Below are 24969 nucleotides of genomic sequence, written 5' to 3'. Positions count from 1 at the left end.
TTTAGAAAACCGCTGAAAAAGAAAAATTATTTACTTTAAGAATGAGGAATTACCATGAAAATCAACATGCCGGTAACAGATAAAGAAGTCCTGATGAAAAAAAGCGAAATATTGGTTACCCGGACTGATTTAAAAGGCCGCATCACCTACGTCAATGACGCATTTGTTGCCATCAGCGGTTTTACACGGGAAGAATTAATCGGCTCCAGCCATAACATCGTTCGTCATCCCGATATGCCGACGGCTGCTTTTGATGATTTATGGACGACGATAAAACAGGGCAAACCTTGGTCCGCTCCGGTAAAAAACAGGACTAAATCCGGCGACTATTACTGGGTCGAAGCTAATGTGGTGCCGATCTATCAAAATGGAGTCCTCCATGAATATTTGTCCGCCCGTTACGCGCCCAACCGCGAACAAATAACCCATGCGGAAAACGTGTACAAAAAGCTGAATGCCAATATTGCAAAGCTACGGCCTACAGGAATTGCCGCCGTCGCCAAAACGGTCAGCGAAACGGCTATCTCAAAAAAAGTAGCGTTGGCATTAACGATGATATTGGCGCTGACCGGTTTTTCGATGTATCGGCTGTTTTTAGCTCAGGAATACTTGCCGTTAGCGGCAACCTTTGTGCCGACCCTAGTCGCAGCGGGAATTATTGCCAGTTTGACGCATGAAGTCATCGCTACGCTCGAAACCTGTATTTATGCGCTTTATTGCATAGCAGATGGAAAATTTAAAAACCGGTTGAACTTAAACAGAAGCGATCAACTGGGCGATTTATTGCGCGGGCTTTATGTCGTGCAAGTCATGTTGAATTCGCAATTAGCCGAATCCAGGCAGATGACGACGGACGCCTTGCGGATTAACCGGGCGCTGGATAACGTTCATTCGGGGGTAATGGTCGCCGATCCTAATTTTAATATTATCTATATGAACCAAGCTGTACAACGCCTGTTCAAAAAGGCGGAAACCGATATTCGTGAACAGTTGCCGGATTTTAACGCCGATAAATTGATGGGGGCCAATATTGATATTTTTCATAAAAACCCGGCTCATCAACGCGACATGTTGGAAAAATTAACCGACTCGCATCGTTCGGAATTAACTATCGGCGGTCACAATATGGTAGTCGTCGCCAACCCGGTTATCAGTGAAGACGGTGAACGCATTGGCGTTGTGGCCGAATGGCTGGATCGCACTGTCGAGGTTGTAGTGGAACAGGAAGTAGCCGGCATTGTACATGGCGCCGTCATGGGCGATTTTACCCGGCGTGTTGAAATCCAGGGAAAAGACGGCTTCTTTAAGCAACTGGGCGAAGGGCTTAACGAACTGATGGAAACCACCGAGAGCGGCATCAATGATGTGGTGCGCGTTTTGGGCGCATTGTCCCGCAACGACCTGACTCAAACCATCACCAATGACTATGCCGGCAGTTTCGGGCAACTCAAGGATGACGCCAACACCACGGTGGATAAACTCAAGGAAATCGTTTCTCAAATTAAAGAAGCCACCGACAACATTAACACCGGCGCTAAAGAAATCGCCTCGGGCAACAACGACTTGTCGCATCGCACCGAGGAGCAGGCCGCCAGCCTCGAAGAAACGGCGGCCAGCATGGAGGAGCTGACCTCGACCGTGCAGCATAATGCCGCAAACGCCCAACAGGCCAATCAACTGGCCGTTGACGCATCCGACATAGCCGGCAAAGGCGTCGAGGTGGTCGGCCAAGTGGTCAGCACGATGGACGATATTAACGAATCTTCGCGCAAAATAGGCGATATTATTTCGGTCATCGACGACATTGCTTTCCAGACCAACATCCTTGCGCTCAACGCCGCCGTCGAAGCGGCGCGCGCCGGCGATCAAGGCCGTGGCTTTGCAGTCGTGGCCGTCGAAGTGCGCAATCTCGCGCAACGCGCCGCTACGGCTGCCGGAGAAATCAAACACCTGATTGACGATTCGGTCGTTAAAGTCGCCGGAGGCAGTAAACTGGTAACACAAGCAGGTCACACCATGGAGGAAATCGTCGGCTCGATACGCGGCGTTACCGTGATGATGTCCGAAATCAGCGCCGCCTCAACAGAACAAACGACCGGCATCGAGCAAGTCAATATGGCCATCAGCCAAATGGACGACGTGACCCAGCAGAACGCCGCTTTGGTGGAACAAGCCGCCGCAGCTGCGGAATCGCTGGAAGAACAGGCGCAAAGCCTGGCGGTCACGGTCGCGCAATTCAAAGTGGATGCTTACTCTCGCCATGCGTTTGACGATCTATATCAAACCCAATCTTCAGCCTCTGTCCAGAAAGCTAAAAACTACATAAATGCAGCGAGTGCGGCAAGATTGCCGACGCAATCACGCTCGCCGGTTAAAGCTCAACCTGTCCCACAATTGGCCGGCGATGAATGGGAGGAATTTTAGTTAAAAACGCCAACCGGCTGCGGATACCGCCAATCCGTCCGCAGCCGTTTTGCCCAAAAAACACTCTACCTGAGCCGGGGGTGATGCTAATAGCCGGTTCAACTGATAGGCAATATCGCTTATTGATCGAAGAAGTTGAAGTCTCTACCTTACAGTCGCTTGTACAACGCCAACCGATTTTTTACCGGGAAAGTTACAAAAATACTTTCATTTTTCGGGGTGATGGGGACGCTCTTCGTAATCGTTAAATTAATGCTCTATGTTCAATTTCACTAAAAAACACAGCAACACTCCGGTTAAACAAACCATCGTGATGAGCAAAAACTATGAGGCTGCGATAAAAAAGATCGAACTGCTTGAGGATGAGCTCAACCAAAAAACGCTTGAATTAGACCAACGCTACGAAACCCAACACATCATGAGTGAACGTGTAAAAAATTGCGCTAGGTCCCTTGATGCTGCTCATAACCAACTGCAAGCCGTAGCTGTGCGTTTGGAATATTCAAACAAACAAATTTCCGAATTAATGCAGGAAAACAAGGCGCTTAAGTCATCAGGAGATGAATGGTTTAAACGCGCGATAAAACTCGAATTTGATATTTTAACGGCTAATGACGGGATTAAAAAAATCCAAAGCGAGCGCGACTCGGCAATAAAAATGTGTGAACGTCTTTAGTCCGCCACTAAAGAAAACAGTAACGGCGAGGGTTCGGACTAAGGCCGCTCGCCTCAGGATCGCTATCGGTCGCGCTTGGCTTCGCGGTTAAACTCCCCATAACGCAGCAAAATGGCGGGCAGCAATAATAAGTTCAGCAAGGTTGAAGACGCCAGCCCGCCGATGATGATCGCCGCCATCGGCCCCATGATCTCGCGCCCCGGATTATCGCTGTTGAACGCAATCGGGAACATCGCCAGCGCGGTGACCAACGCGGTCATCAGGATCGACGGCAAGCGTTCCTGAGCGCCCAGTACGGCGGTGTCCAGATTCCAGCTCCTGCCCTCGACTTCAACCAGATAGCGGTAATGCGACAGCAGCATGATGCTGTTGCGCACGGTGATGCCGAACAGCGTCACAAAACCCACGACCGAACCGACCGACAGGGTGGCGCCGGTCAGCACCACGGCGACAACTCCGCCGATCAAAGCGAAAGGCAGGTTGGCGAGGGTCAGCAACACATGGCGTATGCTGCCGATAGCGATATAAACAAAAATCAGCACCCCGGCTCCGGCCAGCAATGAATGCAGGATCAATTCCTTGCGCGCCTGCGCCTGTTCCACCGCCGCGCCGGTAAACTCGGGATAAATATCCGCAGAGAACGGAATCTCTTTTAATACCCGCATTTTAAGCTCCGCCATAAAATCATCCAGATCCCGGTCGAGCACATTGCCGGTCACGGTTTGCCGCCGCTGCGAGCCTTGATGCAGGATGTTATAGCGGCTGGCCGAATGCCTGATTTCCGCAACCTGATCCAGCGTAATCATCGTGCCGTCCTGGGTCCTGATCGGCAGCTTGGCTATCGATTCGGGCTGCTGTCTCAGCTCCGGCGTCAAGGTCACCGCGACGTTGTAGATTTTATTGCCCTGAATGTTTTTGCCGACCACGCGGGTTTCGTAAGCGGCCTGCAAGGTATCGACAATCTGGGCGGGCAACACGCCCCAGAAACTGAGCCGGTCGAGATCTACGTTGATTTGCAGCAACGGCGTGCCGGGCGGCGAGCGCAACTGCACATCCGCCGCGCCGTCTATATCGCGCATGATTTCAGCGACCGCCTGCGCTTTGGCATCCAGCTTATTCAGGTCGTTGCCGTAGATATTCACCACCACCGGCGAGGTGTAGCCGGAAATGGTCTCATCGACCCGCTCGGTCAAAAAGGTGTTGGCCTCAAACAAAATGCCGGGGAATCCGACCAGAATGGCCCGGAGCCTGTCCTTAATCTGCTGCTGCTCCGCGCCCGACATCGGCTCAAGCCGGACTTCATACTCACTGTAATGGCTGCCGTAAGTATCGGCGCCCCGTTCCGCTCGCCCCGCCCATTGCGACACCGATTGTACGCCCGGAATCGCCATAAACTGTTCGGTCAGCTTGCTGCCGATTCTTATCGACTCCTTCAACGAGGTGCCGGGAATGCTGGTGGTATGGACGATATAATGGCCTTCGCGCAGTTCGGGCAGGAATTTGCTGTCCAGGCTGAAAAGGGCCAGCAGACCCAACACGCAAACAATAACGCTGCCGATAACCACCGGCTTGAAATGACTGGAAACCCTGCTTAATAAATCCTTGTACAGCGGCTTGATGCGCTTGATCAGCGGCGGATCGTCATTGACGAGATCGGCGTTGCCCAGCAGCGCATAGCACAACGCCGGTGTTAAAGTCAGCGCCACCAGCAGCGACGTTAAAATCGCCAAAATGTAGGAATACCCGAGCGGCGCAAACAAGCGTCCGGCAACGCCGTTCAAAGTCAACAACGGCACAAACACCAGCGCAACGATAAAGCTGGCGTAAACCACGGAGCTGCGAACTTCCAGCGATGCGCTGTAAACCACACTGGCAACCGGCAGCGGCCGGGCCGACAACCGGTTCTCGCGCAAGCGCCGGAAAATGTTTTCGGTATCGATAATCGCATCGTCAACCACCTCGCCCAACGCGATAGCCAGCCCGCCCAGCACCATGATATTGAGGTTAACCCCGTTTTCCAGCAGCACAATAACCGCGCCGATCAACGACACCGGAATCGCCAGCGCGGAAATAAACGCGGTGCGGAAATTAAACAAAAACAGGTACAAGATGACCAGCACGAACAAGCCGCCGATCAGCAAATGCCCGGACAAATTGCTCAGCGAGCGCTCGATATAGTCGGCAGGACGGAACAAGTGCGAGTAAAAGTTAATCGCCTGCTTATTAAAAATAGGCTCGAACCCTTGCAGCGTTTGCTCTACCTGCCTGGACACCGACAAGGTGTTGGCGCCGTATTGGCCGATCACCATCATCACGATGCCGGGCTTCCCCATGATTTGCGCCGCACCGATCGGCGGCTCCGGCGCGTATTCAATCGTGGCGGCTTCGCCCAAGGTCACATTGCGTCCCTGATCCCGCTTGACGATAATTTTGCCGAATTGTTCCGGCGTGGCGGGCTGCCCGGTTACCTGCAAGGTGAAACGCTGGTTATTGTTTTCGATGAAACCGCCGCCCTGGATATTTCCGGCCTTAGCCGCAGCCTGGATAATATCCTCCAGCGTCAGGTTAAAGCGATGCAGTTGCAGCGGATCGGCCTGAATCTGCAATTGCCGAATGTCCCCGCCGAACACATTGACATCGGCAACCCCCGGAACAGCCCGCAAGCGCGGCACTATCGTCCAGTCGACCAAACTGCGCAAAGCCATCAAATCGGTCTGATCGTCCTTGCTTAAGCCGATGGTTAACACGGTCGCGGAGGACGAGGACAGCGGTATCGCCACCGGCGTAACGCCCAGCGGCAATATCCCCGCCAGAGTGGTCAAGCGCTCGCTGATCAACTGGCGATTGCGGTACACATCGCTGTCTTCGACAAAGGTCGCAATAACAATCGACAGGCCCTGGATCGATTCGGAGCGCACCGACTTCATGCCGATCAAGCCGCTGACAGCCGTTTCGATCTGCTGGGTCACCAGCACTTCAACCTGTTCGGAAGAAAGGCCGGGCGATTCGGTTTGGATAATCACCTGCTTGGGAGAGAATTCAGGAAAAATATCCAGACCGGCGGTGGCGAAGCGGTAACTGCCGTAGAGCAGGATTAATATCGCAAGCGCGATGGCGATGCCGTAAAAACGGATGGAGAAGCGGACTAGGGTGGGGAGCATGGGTTAGTGGGTTTTGGTTACGAACGCTCTGCCAATAGCTAATTAAATCAATGTATTAATTAACACTGCATAGCTACGACAACTAGCAGTCCAAAGCAGACAGTCAAAAATTAATTGAATATTTCAAAGGTTATCGGACGGAGCATACAGTATTTAGGTTCTCGCACAGTTTTTAGTTCTTATCATTGAAATATATTTCTTTCGCACGAGCAGTGATTTTATTCAGAGTAATATTATTCCTTGACTCTTTTTTTACTAAGTCATTTTCACTTAGTTTTGCAGTTCTCCAACCTACGAGTTGATGTGAAGTATCTATTAGGGCTGAAACTTCTCCTGCACGCATCTCTCTGTCTTCTGAGTACAGAACCTCCAAAATATCCAGCTCAACCTCTTCTAGCTTTAAATCTTCATTTAATTCTTTCAATTCCTTTATGTAATCATCTGATAAAGAAATCTCTCGACATTTTCCGCTTTTACATTCTTTGCATAACCAGTCGAAGTATTCAATTTTTTCTTTTTCTTCTACAGGGAACGTAGTTCCGCAGTAATCACACTTTATTGTCACCGTAGCCGCTAAAAATTGATGTATAACGCTGTTATATGAAAAACAACGTTGTACAAAATAACTTCTATCATCGCGTCTACCTTTGGGATAACCCCAAGTTAAACGCTCATCTTCACATAAGCCATAATTTAAACAATAAACAGAAACATCATTACCTGATTTATCTCTCATCTCGTGATATTTAGTAACAAGAAAATTCAACTCAAGTGAGGACAACATTCCTTCTAATGTTGGATATATTGTGAAATGGCTAACAGGTGGGTTCGTCAGTCCATCAAAATATGCCCCACCAACAATACCAGTTGTAATTTTGGTTTTTAGGCTTTTTGCTTCATGTATGATTTTTTGGAGTAATAGCTGTTGATTATGTCTATCCAGCTTCCTCGAAAAAGGTTCTGTAGCAAAACGATTCTTTCGATCAAAATAAGTCCGCAAAACAGTTTCATAATATTTTCTAGCAGCCAATTTTATGCTCTGTAAGGTAATTTCCTCACCTCGTGCAATTTGATCAAGGTAGCAAATGTGGAGTATATAACCGATTAAGCGAGGAACGTTAAATGAGACTTGGAAGAGTAACGTGTAATAATCTTCAAGTTCAGAAACCTTAGAAAAATAATCCTTAGATTCAATACCAAAAGCCCTAAACCTATTCTCAATAAGCCTTTTAGTATAGTCGGTAGCTTTCGATTCCATTGTTTGAACATCGCTACTCTTGTAGAGGTGATAAAAATCCAAATTTAAAATATCAATCTTACCTGGATCTATATTCCCATAGTATACCCTGCCTGGATATGCCGCTATTTTCAGCTTTATTTTTTCGTTGCTAGTATTGTTCAATGGTGCAAGGATGACATCTACAAACAACCTCTGGTCAATCCAATTCAACTCTGAAAAGTCATCAAAAAACAATACCAAACATCCAAATGACAATTCTTCAAGAAGAATTGATAATTTTTTAATAAACTCCTGATATGGAAATGTTCTTAAAACTGCTGATGAGTATCTTTCATAAATTTCACTATCATCAAGAACCTCCTCAAGATCTTCAGCTTTTATTTCAGATTTTAATGAGGCATCATCAATACTAATATTACAACTTACAGAAGCTGAGCTCTCCTCCTTAGTTGTTGTCCTCACTCTTTTTTTAGCTTCTCTCTCTATCAGTTGTAGTATAGGAAGTTCGGCGTCATTCATGATACCGTTTCGGACTTGTACCTTAAGTTGGTTTAGTTCACCTTTAAGGTCTTCATATTTTTTGTTTTTCCCAAGAAATCTATCAATAATTCCTGTTTTCCCACAAATACTGTCTAACTCGTCAATAAGTCGAGAAAAGATTTCAATAAGAAATGCCTTCCTCAATAGATGGGGCTGGACAACCTCATTTGTTAAATCAAAATCTACATGTTGTTTTGAAATAATATCTGAAGTTTGAGAACTTTCATTTATGGACTTAACATCTATATAGACAGATAGAATTTCCTTTTTCTCACGAATTTCAGATTGTGCGCGCGCAATTATTGTACTCTTCCCAGTTCCCTTACGACCAAATAGAAAAGTGGTATTTCCAGATAACACAGTGTTGAGTACTGCGTTATTAGGAAGAGGGTCAACGTAAACCGCATCAACTGGTTTATCTCCAAGTTCCTTTTCAAATTCTTTCAGCTCAGCCCTTTGGAATTTTCGAAGTGATTCAGCAACCCTTGAGAATTTAGCAATATCCATTTTTACCTTATAAATTAATCTACATAATTTCGCTAGTTCCCAAGCTCAAGCTTGGGAATTCGGTTACGGAAGCTCTAGCTTCCCGTTTCACGAAGCTGGAGCTTCGTCTCCTGGGTTCCCAATCTGGAGCTTGGGAACCAGCTCGCTGTGCTAAATGCAGTGAAACGCACATTCCTCGGCGCATCCTCCTACCGCCAATCACCCAGCAGCTGAACGCATCCAACCGTTTCAGCTTTGCGGTAGCCTCGTAGGGTACGCTGTGCGTACCTTTCGGCATTCAACGGTACGCACAGAGCGTACCCTACAATACTGCACTTCCGGCCCTAATGAGACACGATTGATTCCATCGGCACCATTTCAGCAAGTAGCGTTTCAGGCGCAATGTCCTGTTCGTTGGGCCAAGTTACCGCCCCAAACAGAATGCCGACCTGATTGAAATAATGCACGTTCCGAAGCTCACGAAAAACGCCGTGATCGAGGTAAGGCTTCAAGTCAAATACTCCCTTGCGGCCATCTTCAATCTCGACATAGATGCAAAAGTCCGGCAACGGCTTTACAGTTTTTACATCCCAATACATGGCGGCCTCACAGCGGAGCGATTTTATACGGATTCTCGCCACTGACAGCCAGCTCAATCGGCCATCAGTTCGTCGAGGTGCAACTCTATCCAAGCCTGCACCAGGCGCAATTGCTTGCGCGGCAATTCACCTGAAAGAATCTCACCGTCAATGATGTCGATGGATGCCTCGAACTCTGCATATTTGGCATGAACATGCGGCAGGCTATGCTGTTTGTTATCCACCAAGTACAAGCGAATTATGATGCCATAAAACATAGAGATAATCGGCATGATGTTTTCCCCTTCCATTAATTGATCTTCACGAATATTTTTCAGCTCACGCCATCATTCAAGCAGCCGGCTCATCCTTTAATTCAGGATGGTCATGCATCAGTTTTAACAAACATATCACGCCGCCCGGCGGATTAAACCGGCCCTGTTCCCAGTCCCGTAATGTCGCCACCGGGGTTTTAATCAGATCAGCAAAGGCTTGTTGCGATAAGCCCGTTTTCTGCCGAACCGAACGCAATAAAATTTGTTCAGGGCTATGCACCTGCCCGATACCGTCTTGCATTTCGGCTAAGCCTTGCCGTAAATCGGTCAACGCCATCCCCGCATCAGCTTCAATGGCTTCCGCTATTTTTTCAATGTACACCTTACACCGCCTTTTCCGCCAGTATAGAAATTCAGCTCACGGTTTTCCCCCAAACGCCTGATTTTTCTCTACTGCATTCGAGACGTTTTTGATCATGGTTCGTATCTCCGGTGATAATGAATTCAGGAAGCCTTCTGGATCGGTTTGAGCTTTCAGCATGAGAGCTTGCATTTTTGCGGGGTCTCCGCCCGCTTGTTGTTCCAAAATAGGCATGATATCGGCAGAGATGTTATATAACTCTTGCATGTCTCGGGCGTTTCCCCCGACTGCCTCCAAAGCTTTCTGATTAGCCGCTATTCCTGCCTCGGTCCTCGCGGCATCGCAATTCTGATTTCTAAGGCAATCTTGCGTTTTCTGCAATGCAGAACTCATATCATCCGCATAAACGATTTGAACAGACATTCCTACTGCAAGTAAGAATATCAATAAATTGACCTTGAACATTGCCGCCCCTCATTAAAGTTTTAGAAAGAAAATAGCCGCGTAGGATGGGCAAAGCGTGCGTACCCATCAAATCAATTCGCGACAACCCTGATGGGCACACTAACGTTTTGCCCATCCTACAATTCTGACACCGAAAACAATCAAACCCCTTTACTGCGATTTTCCATGCGCCGCAGCAGTTCGCCCATAATCAATCGATATAATTCGTCGCCCAGATATTTGTCTTCGACGCCGCTGTCGATGTTGGGGTTGTCATTGACTTCGATGACATAGCCTTTGCCGTCTTTTTCCTTGACGTCCACGCCGTATAAACCGTTGCCTATCGGCTGAGTCGCTTTTAATGCAGCGTCGAGCACGGCTTTGGGGACTTCAAAGGTCGGCAGGGTCGCAAAACTGCCGCTATCGATCCGGCTGCCGCCGTGGCGGTAGATCTGCCAGTGGTTTTTAACCATGTAATAGCGGCACGCATATAAGGCTTTGTTGTTGAAAATGCCGATGCGCCAGTCGAAATCGGTATAGAGAAATTCCTGCGCCAGCAGCAGCGCGGATTTCTGGAACAGCTCTTCCACTTTGAGTTCCAGCTCTTTCCGGTCGTTCACTTTAACGATGCCGCGGGAAAAGGAACCGTCCGGGATTTTTATCACTACCGGAAAACCGGCTTCCGCCTCCACCCTGTCCAGGTGGGCGGCATTGCCTTTGTGCAGCAGCCAGGTCTTGGGCGTAGGCACGCGGTGGGTGCGGAACAGGTCGGCAAGATAGACTTTATTGGTGCAACGCAGCATCGAAGTCGGGTCGTCGATAACCACCAAGCCCTCGGCCTCGGCCTTTTTGGCGAAACGGTAGGTGTGGTGGTCTATGTTGGTGGTTTCGCGTATGAACAGGCCGTCGAACTCGGGCAGTCGCACATAATGCTGCTGCGTTATCAGTTCTATTTCAATGCCCAGTTCCCGGCCGATTTTGATGAATTTTTTCAGTGCGCCACGGTTGCTTGGCGGCAATTGTTCTTCGGGGTTGATCAGTATCGCCAGATCGAATCGCGCGGCTTTTCTGGCGCGTCCCTTGCGCCAGACCTTTTTGCTGAATTGATCCAGCGCGTCGGCAAAAACGGTTTGCTTCGCATCATCCAGAAGCCGGTGCGATACGGCCTTTAAACCGATAATTTCCCAATGCTGCCTGCAACGTAGCGTTACTTCCAGAATAGGACAGGAAAAGCGTTCAAACAGCAGTCTGGCGAGTTCCTGAAAAGCCGGGTCGGGCGTAGTGCCGAAATAACTCATCAAGGTTATTTCGCTGTCCTTGTCGGCGGTTTTAACTGCGCGTTCCAGCGTCTCAGACAAGTCATCAAGCTGTAACCGGTACAGCGCTTTTTTGCCCAGATCGTTCAGCACCCTGACCGAAGGAATAACGTGATGCCCCCTGGCCTCGGCCAGCAACGAGCAGTAATAGCCGTCGGAAAGATAGCGGTAGCTGCTGCAAAGGTTGATGATGCGGACGCGCTGCTGCGGCTCGCCCTGCTGGGTCGCAAGGTAGTTTTCAAAAGTGATGACCTGCTCGCTGGGATAATAGGGATTCCAGTCGGAAAGATCATCAACAACCAGGAGGGTACGCGCCATAACAAAAAAATCCTGTGTCTAAAGTGAGGCGTAATTCTGGAACCTGTCCCTTGTTTGCACAAGGTGTTTTTATGGGGCTTGAAAAATATTTCATGATTGACTTAACTGGGGCTATGCTAAAGAAAAATTCCAGGTAACCCTTATGTCATATTGTCTTCCCCTTGCCGCTATCGATACCGCCGTTTTTCCGGGCAGCTATGCCGCCGGTCGGCAACGCTGGCTGGCGCAGTTAAATAAACTATCCTGTCATACGCAATACCTGCCTTATCCCTGCGACGGAATCGGGCCTGAAAGCGAGGAGCTGGTGACCGACACGGTCTGGATAGGCCCGGAAGACGCATCAAAAGTGCTGGTTTTGCTCGGCGGAACGCACGGCATTGAAGGCTTTGCCGGCAGCGCTATACAAACCGACCAGCTGGGTTTGATTGGCGCCGGCCTGTCCGTTATTCCTGCCGACACGGCAGTGCTGATGGTTCACGCCCTGACGCCGTGGGGTTATGCCTGGCAACGGCGTTGCGATGCGGACGGCGTTGACCTTAACCGCAATGCCGTCGATTTTTCCGGGACGTTGCCTGAGAATAAAGACTACGACTTGCTCAAAGACGCGCTGTACTTGCCGGATGTCGCACAAAGAGAAATCGCCCTGGCCGAGTTCGAGCACCGGCATGGCCGCGTGGCGCTGGAAAAAGCGGTCAGTGCCGGACAGTACAGCGATCCGTCCGGGCCGTTTTACGGCGGCAAAGCGCCCGCGCACGGCAGACTGGTCTGCGAAGACCTGATACGCAAATATGCGCTGCAACAGCGGGATTTGGCCGTCATCGACCTGCACACCGGCCTGGGTTCTTACGGCTATGGCGAAATCATTTGCGACCATCAGCCTGACAGCGCCGGAACGCGTATAGCCCGCAGCTTATACGGCGAGTCGGTTGCATTGCCGTTGCTGGGCTCCTCCAGCTCGGTGCCTAAAATAGGACTGCTGGATTATGCCTGGCACGCGATCATGAATGAACGCAGTTGTTACATCACGCTGGAATTCGGCACGTTCAGCACCGACCAGCTGTTTGAAACCTTGCTGCGCGACCATCAACTGTGGGCGCAACCCGGTAACGAACCGGCCCGTCTGGAACACAGTAAAGTCATGCGCCGTCATTTTTGCCCCGACGATAGGGGATGGCGGGAAATGGTGTTGTTCCGAGCCAGACAGGTGATTGCACAAGCCTTGCACGGGGTGGCGTCTTGAGCATTTTAATCCGCCCCGCCCTGCTGACCGATCTTGACCAACTGGTTCTGCTTGAAAAAACCTGTTTCGACTCCGACCAGTTAAGCCGGCGCAGTTTCAAGCATTGGATAAGCACGGAACATCGCGCACTGCTGGTTGCGGAGCAGGAAAAAGTAATCACCGGCTATGTGCTGATTATTTATCACCCCGGCACCCGGCTGGCCAGAGTCTATTCGCTGGCCGTCGCCCCATCGCAAAGAGGCGCCGGTATCGCCAAACAGCTGATGGCGGCAGGCGAACAGGCCGCCAACGAGGCAGGCAGGCTGTACCTGCGCCTTGAAGTCAGTGTCGATAACACGGCGGCGATCAAACTTTACCAATCGCTGGGCTACCAGAAATTCGGCATCTACCGCGATTACTATCAAGATCATAAAGATGCATTGCGTTACCAGAAACGTATCCGCCGTTATCGCGATACCCTGCAACACCGGTCGGTGCACTGGCTAAGACAAACCACGCCGTTCACCTGCGGCCCCGCATCGCTGATGATGGCTATGCACGGCTTAAACAGGGCTTACCAACCGTCCAAGGAAGAAGAGATCAACCTGTGGCGCGAGGCCACAACCATCTTCATGACCTCGGGACATGGCGGTTGCCACCCGATAGGCCTCGCGCTGGCGGCAAAGCGGCGGCAATTTGCGGTCGAGGTCTGGGTCAACCAGACCGGAACGCTGTTTATCGACGGCGTGCGCAATGAGGAAAAAAAGCAGGTCGTGGAACTGGTCGATAACTGCTTCAAGCGCGAGGCAGAGGAGCAAGGCATCAAGATACATTACGCCAATATCAGCCAGAATGACCTGATCGGCGCGTTCAAGTCCGGGGCGATACCGTTGATCCTGATCAGCACTTTTCGGATGGACCGGAAAAAAGCCCCGCACTGGGTGGTTATGAGCGGCTTCGACGATGACTGCCTGTACATGCACGACCCGGACCCCGAAGAAGGACGGCAAAGCGAACTCGACTGCCAGTTTATTCCTATCGCCTGCGAGGATTTCGAGAAAATGTCCAGTTTCGGCAAAAATAGGCTCAGGACAGCGGTGATTCTTTGGCCTGGGTAAGCAGCAACTAGAGGCTTCCATATACGAACTTAAAGAGATGACACCATGAAGCACATGAAGGACACGAAGTTTTTTTCTTCATGAACTTCATGTGCTTCATGGTTTTACGCCTAGCTTGATGCGTATGGATATGCACCCCGCCCTTAACATTAGTAAGCCGTATCGGACAGACTGATTAACCACCACGAAGGCACGAAGTTCACGAAGAAAATGACCAAGTAAAACTTCGTGTCCTTCGTGCCTTCGTGGTGAATTTTCAAAATATATGCCATTTCCGGCTTGTGTTATGAAAGCGATTCAACGATAATAGCCGTCCTTTAGCCAGTACGGCTAATGTTTTATGGTGATCGTGTCGGTCCTCCCGCAACGATACGCTGTGAACCCCGCCAGGCCCGGAAGGGAGCAACGGTAACAGCAGATTCGTGTGCCGGGATGTGGCTGGCATGATCGCCACCCAACTCATACTTACCTTTTGAGCCTGCCATGAGTTATCAGGTTCTCGCCAGAAAATGGCGTCCCCATAATTTCACAGAAGTCGTCGGACAAGAACATGTCGTCAAGTCGTTAACCAACGCTTTGCAGCATGACCGGCTTCATCACGCCTATTTATTCACCGGAACGCGCGGCGTAGGCAAAACCACCATTGCCCGGATTTTAGCCAAAGCCATCAATTGCGAGAATCTCCAGGATTTCAATCCTTGCGGCGTGTGCAGCGTATGCCGCGATCTGGACGAAGGCCGGTTTATGGACTTGATCGAGGTCGATGCGGCGTCCCGCACCAAAGTCGAAGACACCCGCGACTTGCTGGACAACGCGCAATACGCGCCCAATCAGGGCCGCTATAAAGTCTACCTGATCGACGAAGTACATATGCTGTCCGGGCACAGTTTCAACGCCTTGCTGAAAACACTGGAAGAGCCGCCGCCGCATGTCAAATTCCTGCTGGCTACGACCGATCCCCATAAAATCCCCGTCACCGTGTTGTCCCGCTGTTTGCAGTTTAATCTGAAACGCTTGCTGCCCGGCCAGATTTTTACCCAGATGGAATTCATCCTTCAGCAGGAACACATCGAAGCCGAACCGGCTGCGTTAAAATTGCTGTCCCGCGCCGCCGACGGCAGTATGCGCGACGGCTTAAGCCTGCTCGACCAAGCCATTGTTTACGGCAACGGCAAGGTCGGCACCGAAGAAGTTTACGCGATGCTGGGCACCGTGGCGCAGCAACCGGTTGAAGACATATTAACGGCTCTGGCCGACGGCGATGCAGCGGCGCTACTCGACAAGATAAACGAATTAGCCAATTTAACGCCGGACTTTAGCGATGTGCTGCAACAGATTTTGCAAGTCCTGCATCGTATCGCCTTGCTGCAACAAATACCGACCGCAATCGACCACGATTTTGATGTGGACATGGTGGCGGCATTGGCGTCCAAGCTGACGCCGGAAGATGTACAGCTTTATTACCAGATTGGCCTGGTAGGGCAGCGGGACCTGGATTTGGCGCCCGACCCTCGCAGCGGTTTTGAAATGGTCATGTTGCGGATGCTGACGTTCAGGCCGGTCGGCGCTACGGCAGCGCCGGTTAAACCGGCACAGGCCCGCGAGCCTATTAATAAACCGCAGGCGCAGCCCGCTTCTAATCAGCCGCAGCCTGTTTACAATACAGAGGTAACGACGCAACCCGCTATTGTCGCCGAAAAAAATCCTCCTGAAGCTGTTGTTCAACAACACGATTCCACCTGGATAGAAATGGTTGCCGCAATGAAGATCAGCGGCTTGACCAGGGAGTTGGCCCACAATTGCGTGCTGGAAAATATTGACGATACCGTCTGCACCTTGATATTGGACCCGGGACATAAACAACTGCGCAGCAGCCGCACCGAAGAAAACCTGCAAAAAGCATTGCAGGCTTATCGCAAAGCACCTTTAAAATTGGTGATCACTAGCGAAAAAACATCAATTGCCACGCCCGCCGTGCAATTGACCAAAGCGCGCGAAGACAGGCAACAGGCGGCGGTTGACGCGATCAATTCAGACGAAAATGTTCTGGCTTTAAAAGAACACTTGGGCGCCAGGGTCATGCCCGGTACCATAGAGCCCACCTAACAAGCCCCCGTAAAACGAGAATAGAGAGAAGCTAATGAAAAACGCACTCGGCAACATCATGCAGCAAGCCCAAAAAATGCAGGAAGACTTCAAGAAAGCCCAGGAAGAGCTCAACTCCATGCAGGTCATGGGCGAGTCCGGCGGCGGCCTGGTCACCATCCTGATGACCGGCAAACGCGAAGCCAGAAAAGTAACCATCGATCCATCCCTGCTGGGCGATGACAAGGACATGCTGGAAGACCTGGTCGCGGCCGCCATCAATGACGCGGTCAACAAAGTCGCAAAAATGAAAAAAGAAAAAATGGCGGATGTCACATCAGGCCTGCCCTTGCCTCCCGGATTCCAACTGCCGTTCTGACATGCACAGAAAAGGCCTGTTGGGGCAGTTGATCCAAAACTTATGCTGCCTGCCCGGCGTCGGGCCGAAGACCGCCCAGCGCATGGCGTTTCACCTGCTCCAGCGCGACCGCAACGGCGCAAAAATGCTGGCGCAAACGCTGCTGCGGGCAATTGAGGAAATGGGCCATTGCAGGCAATGCCGCACCTTGACCGAAGGCGAACTGTGCGACATCTGCGCCGATAATTCCAGGGACGATTCCATCATCTGCATCGTGGAAAGCCCCGCCGATGTCTGGATTGTCGATCAGGCAACCGTATTCAAGGGCCGCTATTTTGTTCTGCACGGCCGGTTGTCGCCGCTGGACGGCATAGGCCCCGACGAACTCGGACTGGACCAGCTTGAACAACAACTGGCGACAGGCTCTATCAAGGAGCTGATCCTGGCGACCAACTCCACGGTTGAAGGCGAGGCCACCGCCTATTTCATCAGCGAACTGGCCAGAAAGCATCAGGTACCGGCCAGCCGGATTGCCCACGGCGTACCGATGGGCGGGGAACTGGAGTTTACCGACAGCGGCACCTTGTCGCACGCCTTTAACGGACGCGTAGAAATGTAAAGACCGCCCCTGCAAATTCAAATAACTTGCCCTTATTGTCGTTAACTATAGAAACGACTGATAGCTGGAGTGCAGGCAAAGCTTGCACTCCCAATGACATCGCCTTAAAAATCCCCCCCCGCCGCCAGCCAAAATCAAAAGCCGATACTTGAAACCGGCCTGTTCAATAAGCTACAACGCATAAGCCGGCCCATCGCGACAGACAAAACACATACCAAATATAAATCAATAGCATATAAAAAAAACTTCATAACAAATATAATTTATCTTCAGAACCCCCTAAAGTTTTTAGCTTTTCTGCCGATTGCCATCATTGGTTAGCGGCAAACAATAATTTCATTACCCATAAAGTAAGATTGCCCACCAAACTAACTTGCAAAGTCGCAGTACAGACTCGCGGCTTAACCCGGAGACTGGTGCAAGTAGCTGACAGGTTCGATACAACGGCATTCGTTGTATCGAAAGTGTTCTCACCCCAATGGGCGCGACACTCCGAACTACGGGCAAAAATAACCAGAACCTGTGCAGCAAGTGGGCAACGGAACTATTCCGTCCCATTAAATTAATGGCTTCCCGCACCTGCGCAATGGCTGAGCCTTTTGTCAGACGGGAATTATCGACAGCATCAAACGGGTTCCAATAGAGGGGGAGTCACCATGCTTTGCTTTATTCTGCGCGCCGATCAGGCAATCAACACAATTGGGAGCACCTCGCCATGATCCGCATCGCCATACTTGATCAAAATTCCTATCTACTCGACAAGCTCGATTTCAACCTGCAACAGCAGGGCTTTGCCGCTACGACGGCGCTCGACGGCGAAAACCTGAGCGTATGGCTGGCAAAGCACGGAATCGACATGCTGGTACTGCACCTGCCGAACGAAGAGGAGCAGCCGACCACCACCTCCATCAGCAAGACTAAACCCGAACTGCTTAACGGCAATGAGCCTGCGTGCTGGCATCTCAATCCGTCGCGACTGGAATTGATTACCCCCGCCGGCAGACCAATCCCGCTATCGCACAACGAATGCTGCTTACTAGGAGCCGCCGCCAACGCAAACGGAAATCTGGTCAGCCGCAAAATGCTCATCGAAGCCTTGGGCCAGGATTTCTGGCACTACGACGAACGCCGGCTCGAATCGCTGATCAGCCGCCTTCGCCGCAAACTGGCTTCTTATGCGCCTGAGGATTTTTCAATTCGGGGGGTAAAGGGGCAGGGGTATTTGTTTGGGGTTGCGTTGCAGGTCGTGGAAATTTAAAACGGCCAGAGATGGTCAGCATTTGTCAGCAATAAGTCACATAAATCGGATAGCCTATCATCGCGGTCAATTTGAGAAAAAGGCGAGCTAAGTGATTATCCGGTCTTACATTAGCATTTCGGTGTGACTTTGCTAGACCTGAACCCGCCTTTTCTACTCGCTCCCAATTAATCTTGGGTTGATACTTATCACTACTTAATAGGTGTTTCGATGAAAACATATTTCAAAAACGTGTTATCCGTATTTTGCTTGCTTGTTTCAACCAGTCTGCTCATTGCAAGCCCAAGTTTTGCCGGCACACCGGAAAATTACTTAATGTGGCAAATGCCCGCTTCGGGCGTATCGTTCCCTATCTATGTTTATAACAACGGGTCACAGGTTGGATATTTGTACGGCACAACTCAACAAGCTTTTGCTGGTGCGTATGATCCGCAGAGCACAACGGCGTCCTATCAGCTTTATTATCAAAATGGCGGCGTTTGGTACAGTTGCTCTATCGCTTTAGCAAATGGCAGCCTCAATGGCAGCGCGACGACATGCCCCGGTGCCGTGATCAATGCCCCCGTAACTACCTCCAATGTGTACACGATTGCGCTTGGAACCACTGCTTGGCCGTCTGCCTCAACCTCGCCGGTTAACCCCGTCAACACCGACTACGGCAAGCGTCGGATTACTTTTATTAACGACACAAAATATTCGATGATCCAAATTGGCGAGCATTGCACGGTAAGCGTGAATCCTAATAATCCAAACTGCGTCAATAAAGAAAACCTGTTTCAGATTCAAAAAGGAAAATCAAAAATACTTACCATTGATAACGCTAAGAAAGAAGGTGCGAACTTCCCGGCCGGACTCAATTCGGCGGCATTCACTGTTACGGCATACAAGAATAAAGCAGGGAAGATCGTTAAAACCGGTGGATATGGCGCCGGCGAAAACCCTTATGCAACAAAAATTGAATCGACAAGCTTGCCCGTCAATACCAGCAACGGCATACAAACTCCCACAGGGGCGACCAATTTCGATGTATCCGCAGCCGATGGCTACAATTTTAATGTAATTGCCTATCCGGAATCCCCTACCTACTGCACCTATACCGTACCGCCTGAAAATTCAAACGTACTGGGCGCGGGCCTTTACAGCAAAGATAAGCCGCTAGCACAGTTGACGGGATTATTGGCATCATTGTGCAAAAACAGCTCTCAATTGCCGACTACCACTGGCGCTGACGCGTGGAACCTAACAATATCTAAAGGGGGTGAGTTTCAAGGCTGCATGAGTCCTTGTACTTATGCGACAAAGAATTCCGGTGTCGGCAGCCCAACCGCCAACCAATTCTGCTGCGCCGGATCTTTTGGCGGCTCCCCCCAGGCTTGCGATCAGCCAGTCGGTACATTAGGCGCGAATAATTCGACCTATGTAACCAATTTACAACCTCCTGTTTCAACGCATGTCTATCGATTCGCGTATGACGACGCCATCGGCGATTTCGCCTGCCCTGCGGAAACCAATTTTGTCATCAAATTTGTGTCGGTTGAAGCTTTGTAGAGCCAACCAGAGGCTTTGGCTACGGTAAACGTAGTCAAAGTCTTTACTCAATCGATAGAGCCAGTTTCGATTGTTTGATCAGTCAAGAAAAAATCAACAACGTGCCCGATTGTGAGAAGGCTCCCAATTGGGGAGTAAAGGGACAGAGTTATTTGTTTGGAGCTGAATTACTGATCTCAGAATCTTAATGATCGTCAGGAATAGTCAGCATTTGTCAGCAATGCGCTGCATAAATCGAATACTCTATCGTTAAGCCGATTAAGAGGGGAGAGGCGGCTTAAGTGATTATCAGATATTGCATTAGCATTTTAGTGTGATTTTACAAAATCCGGCTTTATGACTTTTTGACCTATAACCTTTTCTTCTCGAATAAACGGGGGCGAATTTCGAAAAACCCTACGAGCAGGAATTAACAATTCAGGAGTTAAAAATGACAACGTTACCCGAACTTACCGAGAATGAGTTAAACACTCTTTCCGAGGCTCACAAACAGATGTTAAGCGAAAAACCGGAAGGGCAGGCCGTTGCCCTTGACCCTTCGAACAAACTGCACAAGGAAATCATTCTCACCGCGCTGAAGGCTGCGGGGCAAACTCCGGAGAAGTACCCACACCTCTACAGCGAAATCGAAAAAGGCGGTACATCAAGCGAGGGCGAACCTGACAAGATGATCATCGTGGATGCGGGTGCCGATAGTAACGGTAAGGCGACCGCCACCACCTGGTTGGCGAACAACAAGGGTACGCTTTATTCCGGTGCCAGCCTGATGGTGCTGGATGGGGATACGGACGAACTGCTCGCTTATGGTAGCAGCACCGATGTGCATAGCGGATTTATGCGGAATCACACCAACACCCAGACCGCCAAAGCAGCCGACAAGTTGGTAAGGGTGCTGGGCGTTAACCATATGGTTGGACACGATGGAGCAGTGCGGTTTACGGCTGTGGCAGGTGATCGTCATGTCTGATCTATACACAGGCATCCCCAAGTCAAGTCATGCATATGGCTACATCAAGATTGCCGTAGGTCGGGTGGCAGGTACTATAAATAATGCTGATGCCGACTATTTCTATACTGAAACAACTAACCAACAAGATCCCTATCTCATTGTGCCATTTGCCGGCTCCTTAACCTTGCCTGACACAGTTGCAATTATCCCCGGCACAACATCTGCCAATATCCGCACAACTGCTCTGCTCTCTGTTGATTATGGGGATACAGGGGCTGAAATTGACATGTTGTCGACTTACACATCGCAAACTGCCATACAGAATGGCATAACAGTTATTCCGTCTACTAATACCATAAGCTGGAATTTTCCTTATGATAGCAAGACCGCCTCAACTACGGGGTCATTGGTGTTTAACCCGGGTCCTGCAAACGATAAGTTATCTTATTTCTTCTTCCAATTTTCGGTTCCAGTCACGGGAACCTTTACTGGAACGTATGTGTTTAGCATCTACAGCAGCTATAGCGCCCCCTCCCCAGCCAACCCACCCTTTAGTGTTTCAGGGCCAAGTCAGACAATTCTCCCTATCCAGTTTTGGTGGCACTGCCTCGCGGCAGGGACTCAGGTGGCGATGGCCGATGGTAGCCAGCAAAATATCGAAGACTTGAACAACAGCCATCGGGTCATATCCGGAAGCCACGGAGGGACTTTGGGCGTGGAAGCCACCGCATTGGGGCATCATAAGGCAAGCGCAGACCGAGTTGGCTTGCAGGGTATTTACCAGTTGCGCACACAAGACGGCAAGGAGCTTATAGCCACCGGCGCTCATCCCATCATGACACCCACAGGCGCGCTGATGGTTTGTCATCTGGACGTGGGCGATGCAGTATTGGTTACGGGCGGCGTAAGTTCTGTAGCAAGTTGCGAGCCGATAGATTACTCCGGCATGTTTTACGATCTCAAGCTCGGTAATGCCGAGGATCGCGCCAAAATGGGCCAACACCCGGTCTGCACATACCACGCCAATGGCATTTTGGTGGGGGATCATATTGCGATGAGCGAGCAAGCCGACCGGCAGCGCTACGATCTGGATTTTATCCTTCCCAGAATCAGTGCTGATTTTCGCACTGATTATGCCAATGCGGTGCGAGACCGAAACCAATAATCCCGAACTGGGTTCCTGAGAGAAGATGTCTTCTCTCGGGAACCGGGACAACTTACCAAAAGAGGTATCGCAATGGCTAATAACAATCCTACGATTAGTGGTGTTTCTTACCAAAACCCTTGGAGTCCTGGACTCAGCGACCAGACCCCCTCTGGTGTCACTATTTCCTGCGATTTCTCCGACTGTCCTGTAACTTCCAATTATGTGCTGGTTGCACGACTAATGCAGGGTGAAAAAGTACTTGTAATGCCGGAGTGCAGTGTGCTGAATCCAGGGCAATTAACTTTGATGCTGCCCTATCCGTTGGCAGATGGCTTTTCTAGTTACGTTCAATGCCAATTTGTTCAGCTGTCCGGCAGCTACAATCCATCAACCATTATCGCCAGTGTCAGTTGGACAGATGCAAGCATAATCAATATCCCCGTCCTTGCCTCAATACTTGAGTTGAGTGAGGGAGTGATCGAAATCAGCGGCACGACCCTTAACGCAACATTTAGCTGGGCCAACCAGTTCCCCCTCACAGCCTATGTACAAATATATGCCCCGGGATTGCAGAGTGCAACTTTTGTATCTTGTTTTAATCATTCCACAACCCTGAGCTATAACTATTCGACTCCAACATCCCCCCCACCCCCTTGGACGGTAGTTTTGAGGCCTTTAATTCCATTAAATCCCCCCCCACCGACACCTTGGCCGCCCAATGCAATATTGAGTCCGTCAACGCCATCTATCCTGGGTTCCGGAATCACCTACACCTTGCCCGACCAAAGCCCGAGTATCACGTCCGTCAACTATGACGGCTCGATGGTATCTGCGGCCTGGACACCACCGGCTGTGCCTGATGGTGCGGAGCCGGTTTCCTACGAACTGCTGCTCACCTGCACCAGCAACGGAGTGACCACCTCGACATACCCCGCCACATCTTCCGGCGGAACGGCACCGTTACCCATGCCCGGTAGCCTGGCGGAGACATACACGGTAAGCGCCCGCGTGAATTATGGCGTCATCAAAGGGCCGTCATCTTCCGCAGTTCCGGTCATCACCGGAAGCGTGGACAATATCGTTCAAAGCACTGATACCTCGACCGGCATCGCCACCTTGACATGGAATGACATAAGCGGCTTCAACACGAGCAACGCTAACTACAGTGGCTATACAGAAACGTTTAATCTGACATTCGGCAGCGGCACCCCCATCACCGGTAATAGCGGGACAAGTTATTCTTTAACCACACAACTTACGGCGAATGCCGTCAATACCGTGTCTGTATCCGTAACGGCAACATCCGGCACCGTTACAACAACCGGCCCCTGTTCGCCTTGGCGCAGATTGGGGACATCCCAGCCGATTCTGCTCAGCGCAGAATATGACGGCACCAATATCTCGCTTTCCTGGCAAGCGATGGAGGGCAGTGTTTGTGGGTATACGGCCACTCTTTTTGTCAATGGCACCGCCAGTACGTCCGCTTTTTCTGCCCCGGCAGGATCGACGAGCCTGAATTTTTCACCTGCAACAACTATTTCCTCATCCGACACCTTGACGGTGACATTGCAGGCAACTATGAAAGGTGATGCGGGCCCCGGATTACCGACCAACCCTATGCCCGTCAGCTTTACGCCTGCCTTTTTTCTAGCCGCCACAGGACAGACAACAACTGCTCCCCTCATCTATACGGCGCCAACACTTGCAGCCCTAAACCAAACGCAACCCGCATCTATCACCCTTTTTCTGCCGAGCGGCAACTATGTGGCAGCCGGAAAAACACTCAGCCAGCCAGTTTTATCCCCTACGACTTCCGCGATTTTCACCCTGGCAGCAAATCCGGCTACGAATAGCAATAGCACCCTGTACCCGTACACGCTAGCGATCAACTCAACCGCCTGGAATACGAACACCATTCGAGCATCCGTGCAAACCGCTTATACAGACTTTCTTACAGCAGCGGAAACCGCAGGCGTCACGCCTTGGGGCATTTCAGTTATTCAGGAAGCCATTGCCCGCCACATGCCGCAAACCTTCGCGGAGACCCTCTATTACAACTATGGCCTGAATTTAGCCCAGGGTTATGCCGATCTGCGGCCCGGCATGGTTCTGCGCGTCATGCCCAGCAATTACATGGTTGTTCCAGGGTACGATAACAACCCTTCTGAGAAGGCTGTATCCAATACAGACGGTTATACGAATAGTGCGCCGATAGATTACGACATCGGCAGCTACACCGACAGCTCAGGTTGGATGGTGGGCTTCGATGCCTTTCTCTCCCGACTGATGGGGGGGGCGATAACCGTCGCACCTCCCGCCGCAATGGCGGGGGATGCACAAGGTGTTGCCGAAGCGGCCGACCTGTATTACCCCGCCTTTCAGCAACCGTTCTATCGCGTATTTTTCCCAACTACGCTGTCAGCAACAAGCACTGTCTCAACCCTTCCTGCATCGCAAATAAATCTTGCCGCTGCAGCAAATTACACTGCACTTCAAAATACAAGCATCAGCGCGGCTACAAATACTTATTTCTGTGGGCGAGCAATCATAAAACTTTGTATCCGGGTGATTATCAACGGGAATGAAGCTGTAGTTCCGATTGGCACTACTGTGACCAATATCCTTGAGCGGGCAGGGCGGGTTCCGCCGAAGAGCGGTGTCACGCTAACAGGTTTAAAACTGGAGCGGGCGATAGGCCAAACCGACAGCTTCGGCAATGCCTCGTGCCAAGCTGGCCGCGCATATAAGGTACATTTTGACTATCAGCCATTACCGGTTTATGGAACCGGGCAAAGCGCGCTGGATCTGCCTTTGCTGCATGGTGACATACTGACTTTTGCAGCGTAATC

At 50.6% G+C, this 24969-nt stretch carries 19 protein-coding genes and 1 other RNA gene; 13 read left to right on the top strand and 7 right to left on the bottom strand.

Annotated elements, in window-relative coordinates:
• Window positions 1–54: 54 nt before the first annotated feature.
• Together V3O24_RS09800 and V3O24_RS09795 are read left to right on the top strand one after the other, a co-directional pair.
• A complete protein-coding gene (locus V3O24_RS09800; protein ID WP_331307115.1) occupies window positions 55–2424 on the top strand; it encodes a methyl-accepting chemotaxis protein in 2370 nt (789 codons plus the stop codon).
• 313 nt (window positions 2425–2737) lie between these two features.
• Window positions 2738–3100 carry a hypothetical protein gene (locus V3O24_RS09795; RefSeq protein WP_331307114.1) on the top strand — a complete coding sequence of 121 codons (363 nt, stop codon included), beginning with the start codon at window positions 2738–2740 and terminating at the stop codon, window positions 3098–3100.
• 62 nt (window positions 3101–3162) lie between these two features.
• Here V3O24_RS09795 and V3O24_RS09790 read toward each other — a convergent pair whose 3' ends face one another.
• From V3O24_RS09790 to V3O24_RS09760, 7 genes are all read right to left on the bottom strand, one after another.
• Window positions 3163–6261 carry an efflux RND transporter permease subunit gene (locus tag V3O24_RS09790; RefSeq protein WP_331307113.1) on the bottom strand — a complete coding sequence of 1033 codons (3099 nt, stop codon included), beginning with the start codon at window positions 6259–6261 and terminating at the stop codon, window positions 3163–3165.
• 172 nt (window positions 6262–6433) lie between these two features.
• Window positions 6434–8548, bottom strand: coding sequence for a hypothetical protein (locus V3O24_RS09785; RefSeq protein ID WP_331307112.1), 2115 nt, complete (start codon window positions 8546–8548; stop codon window positions 6434–6436).
• Between the two features lie 323 nt (window positions 8549–8871).
• On the bottom strand, window positions 8872–9126 hold the full coding sequence (locus tag V3O24_RS09780) for a DUF2442 domain-containing protein (RefSeq protein WP_331307111.1): 255 nt from the start codon (window positions 9124–9126) through the stop codon (window positions 8872–8874).
• A 53-nt stretch (window positions 9127–9179) separates the two neighbouring features.
• Window positions 9180–9398: a DUF4160 domain-containing protein gene (locus V3O24_RS09775; protein WP_331307110.1), complete on the bottom strand. Its 219-nt coding sequence runs from the start codon at window positions 9396–9398 to the stop codon at window positions 9180–9182.
• Between the two features lie 58 nt (window positions 9399–9456).
• Complete coding sequence (locus tag V3O24_RS09770) at window positions 9457–9762, bottom strand: type II toxin-antitoxin system MqsA family antitoxin (RefSeq protein WP_331307109.1); 306 nt, start codon at window positions 9760–9762, stop codon at window positions 9457–9459.
• A 36-nt stretch (window positions 9763–9798) separates the two neighbouring features.
• Window positions 9799–10206, bottom strand: a complete 408-nt coding sequence (locus V3O24_RS09765) for a hypothetical protein (RefSeq protein WP_331307108.1) — start codon at window positions 10204–10206, stop codon at window positions 9799–9801.
• Window positions 10207–10346: 140 nt separating this feature from the next.
• Window positions 10347–11819: a RimK family protein gene (locus V3O24_RS09760; protein WP_331307107.1), complete on the bottom strand. Its 1473-nt coding sequence runs from the start codon at window positions 11817–11819 to the stop codon at window positions 10347–10349.
• Between the two features lie 142 nt (window positions 11820–11961).
• On the opposite strand from V3O24_RS09760, the gene V3O24_RS09755 reads away from it, so the two are divergent.
• From V3O24_RS09755 to V3O24_RS09705, 11 genes are all read left to right on the top strand, one after another.
• Entirely contained in the window at window positions 11962–13059 is a 1098-nt protein-coding gene (locus tag V3O24_RS09755) for a DUF2817 domain-containing protein (RefSeq protein ID WP_331307106.1), read from the top strand.
• Complete coding sequence (locus V3O24_RS09750; RefSeq protein WP_104423201.1) at window positions 13056–14156, top strand: GNAT family N-acetyltransferase/peptidase C39 family protein; 1101 nt, start codon at window positions 13056–13058, stop codon at window positions 14154–14156. The genes V3O24_RS09755 and V3O24_RS09750 overlap by 4 nt, the downstream gene beginning before the upstream one ends.
• A gap of 350 nt (window positions 14157–14506) precedes the next feature.
• Window positions 14507–14603, top strand: an RNA gene (ffs, locus tag V3O24_RS09745) — signal recognition particle sRNA small type.
• A 36-nt stretch (window positions 14604–14639) separates the two neighbouring features.
• Window positions 14640–16262 carry a DNA polymerase III subunit gamma/tau gene (gene dnaX / locus V3O24_RS09740; protein WP_331307105.1) on the top strand — a complete coding sequence of 541 codons (1623 nt, stop codon included), beginning with the start codon at window positions 14640–14642 and terminating at the stop codon, window positions 16260–16262.
• Between the two features lie 34 nt (window positions 16263–16296).
• A complete protein-coding gene (locus V3O24_RS09735) occupies window positions 16297–16620 on the top strand; it encodes a YbaB/EbfC family nucleoid-associated protein (RefSeq protein ID WP_104423199.1) in 324 nt (107 codons plus the stop codon).
• 1 nt (window position 16621) lies between these two features.
• Entirely contained in the window at window positions 16622–17218 is a 597-nt protein-coding gene (gene recR, locus V3O24_RS09730; RefSeq protein ID WP_331307104.1) for a recombination mediator RecR, read from the top strand.
• Window positions 17219–17933: 715 nt separating this feature from the next.
• A complete protein-coding gene (locus tag V3O24_RS09725; RefSeq protein WP_331307103.1) occupies window positions 17934–18476 on the top strand; it encodes a winged helix-turn-helix domain-containing protein in 543 nt (180 codons plus the stop codon).
• A 210-nt stretch (window positions 18477–18686) separates the two neighbouring features.
• Window positions 18687–20024 carry a thaumatin family protein gene (locus V3O24_RS09720; protein ID WP_331307102.1) on the top strand — a complete coding sequence of 446 codons (1338 nt, stop codon included), beginning with the start codon at window positions 18687–18689 and terminating at the stop codon, window positions 20022–20024.
• A 430-nt stretch (window positions 20025–20454) separates the two neighbouring features.
• Window positions 20455–20991, top strand: coding sequence for a hypothetical protein (locus V3O24_RS09715; protein WP_104423195.1), 537 nt, complete (start codon window positions 20455–20457; stop codon window positions 20989–20991).
• On the top strand, window positions 20984–22138 hold the full coding sequence (locus V3O24_RS09710; RefSeq protein ID WP_104423194.1) for a Hint domain-containing protein: 1155 nt from the start codon (window positions 20984–20986) through the stop codon (window positions 22136–22138). Before V3O24_RS09715 ends, V3O24_RS09710 begins: the two co-directional genes overlap by 8 nt.
• A 72-nt stretch (window positions 22139–22210) precedes the next feature.
• A complete protein-coding gene (locus V3O24_RS09705; protein WP_331307101.1) occupies window positions 22211–24967 on the top strand; it encodes a hypothetical protein in 2757 nt (918 codons plus the stop codon).
• Window positions 24968–24969 lie beyond the last annotated feature (2 nt).

The organism is Methylobacter sp. Wu8, from assembly GCF_036440755.1.
GTDB lineage: Bacteria > Pseudomonadota > Gammaproteobacteria > Methylococcales > Methylomonadaceae > Methylobacter_A > Methylobacter_A tundripaludum_A.
This window is presented reverse-complemented; position numbering and strand designations above follow the sequence as displayed.

Coding starts and splice junctions, on each gene's coding strand:
- V3O24_RS09800 (WP_331307115.1), top strand. CDS start 55: ATGAAAATCAACATGCCGGTAACAGATAAAGAAGTCCTGATGAAAAAA.
- V3O24_RS09795 (WP_331307114.1), top strand. CDS start 2,738: ATGAGCAAAAACTATGAGGCTGCGATAAAAAAGATCGAACTGCTTGAG.
- V3O24_RS09790 (WP_331307113.1), bottom strand. CDS start 6,261: ATGCTCCCCACCCTAGTCCGCTTCTCCATCCGTTTTTACGGCATCGCC.
- V3O24_RS09785 (WP_331307112.1), bottom strand. CDS start 8,548: ATGGATATTGCTAAATTCTCAAGGGTTGCTGAATCACTTCGAAAATTC.
- V3O24_RS09780 (WP_331307111.1), bottom strand. CDS start 9,126: ATGTATTGGGATGTAAAAACTGTAAAGCCGTTGCCGGACTTTTGCATC.
- V3O24_RS09775 (WP_331307110.1), bottom strand. CDS start 9,398: ATGCCGATTATCTCTATGTTTTATGGCATCATAATTCGCTTGTACTTG.
- V3O24_RS09765 (WP_331307108.1), bottom strand. CDS start 10,206: ATGTTCAAGGTCAATTTATTGATATTCTTACTTGCAGTAGGAATGTCT.
- V3O24_RS09760 (WP_331307107.1), bottom strand. CDS start 11,819: ATGGCGCGTACCCTCCTGGTTGTTGATGATCTTTCCGACTGGAATCCC.
- V3O24_RS09755 (WP_331307106.1), top strand. CDS start 11,962: ATGTCATATTGTCTTCCCCTTGCCGCTATCGATACCGCCGTTTTTCCG.
- dnaX (WP_331307105.1), top strand. CDS start 14,640: ATGAGTTATCAGGTTCTCGCCAGAAAATGGCGTCCCCATAATTTCACA.
- V3O24_RS09735 (WP_104423199.1), top strand. CDS start 16,297: ATGAAAAACGCACTCGGCAACATCATGCAGCAAGCCCAAAAAATGCAG.
- recR (WP_331307104.1), top strand. CDS start 16,622: ATGCACAGAAAAGGCCTGTTGGGGCAGTTGATCCAAAACTTATGCTGC.
- V3O24_RS09725 (WP_331307103.1), top strand. CDS start 17,934: ATGATCCGCATCGCCATACTTGATCAAAATTCCTATCTACTCGACAAG.
- V3O24_RS09720 (WP_331307102.1), top strand. CDS start 18,687: ATGAAAACATATTTCAAAAACGTGTTATCCGTATTTTGCTTGCTTGTT.
- V3O24_RS09715 (WP_104423195.1), top strand. CDS start 20,455: ATGACAACGTTACCCGAACTTACCGAGAATGAGTTAAACACTCTTTCC.
- V3O24_RS09710 (WP_104423194.1), top strand. CDS start 20,984: ATGTCTGATCTATACACAGGCATCCCCAAGTCAAGTCATGCATATGGC.
- V3O24_RS09705 (WP_331307101.1), top strand. CDS start 22,211: ATGGCTAATAACAATCCTACGATTAGTGGTGTTTCTTACCAAAACCCT.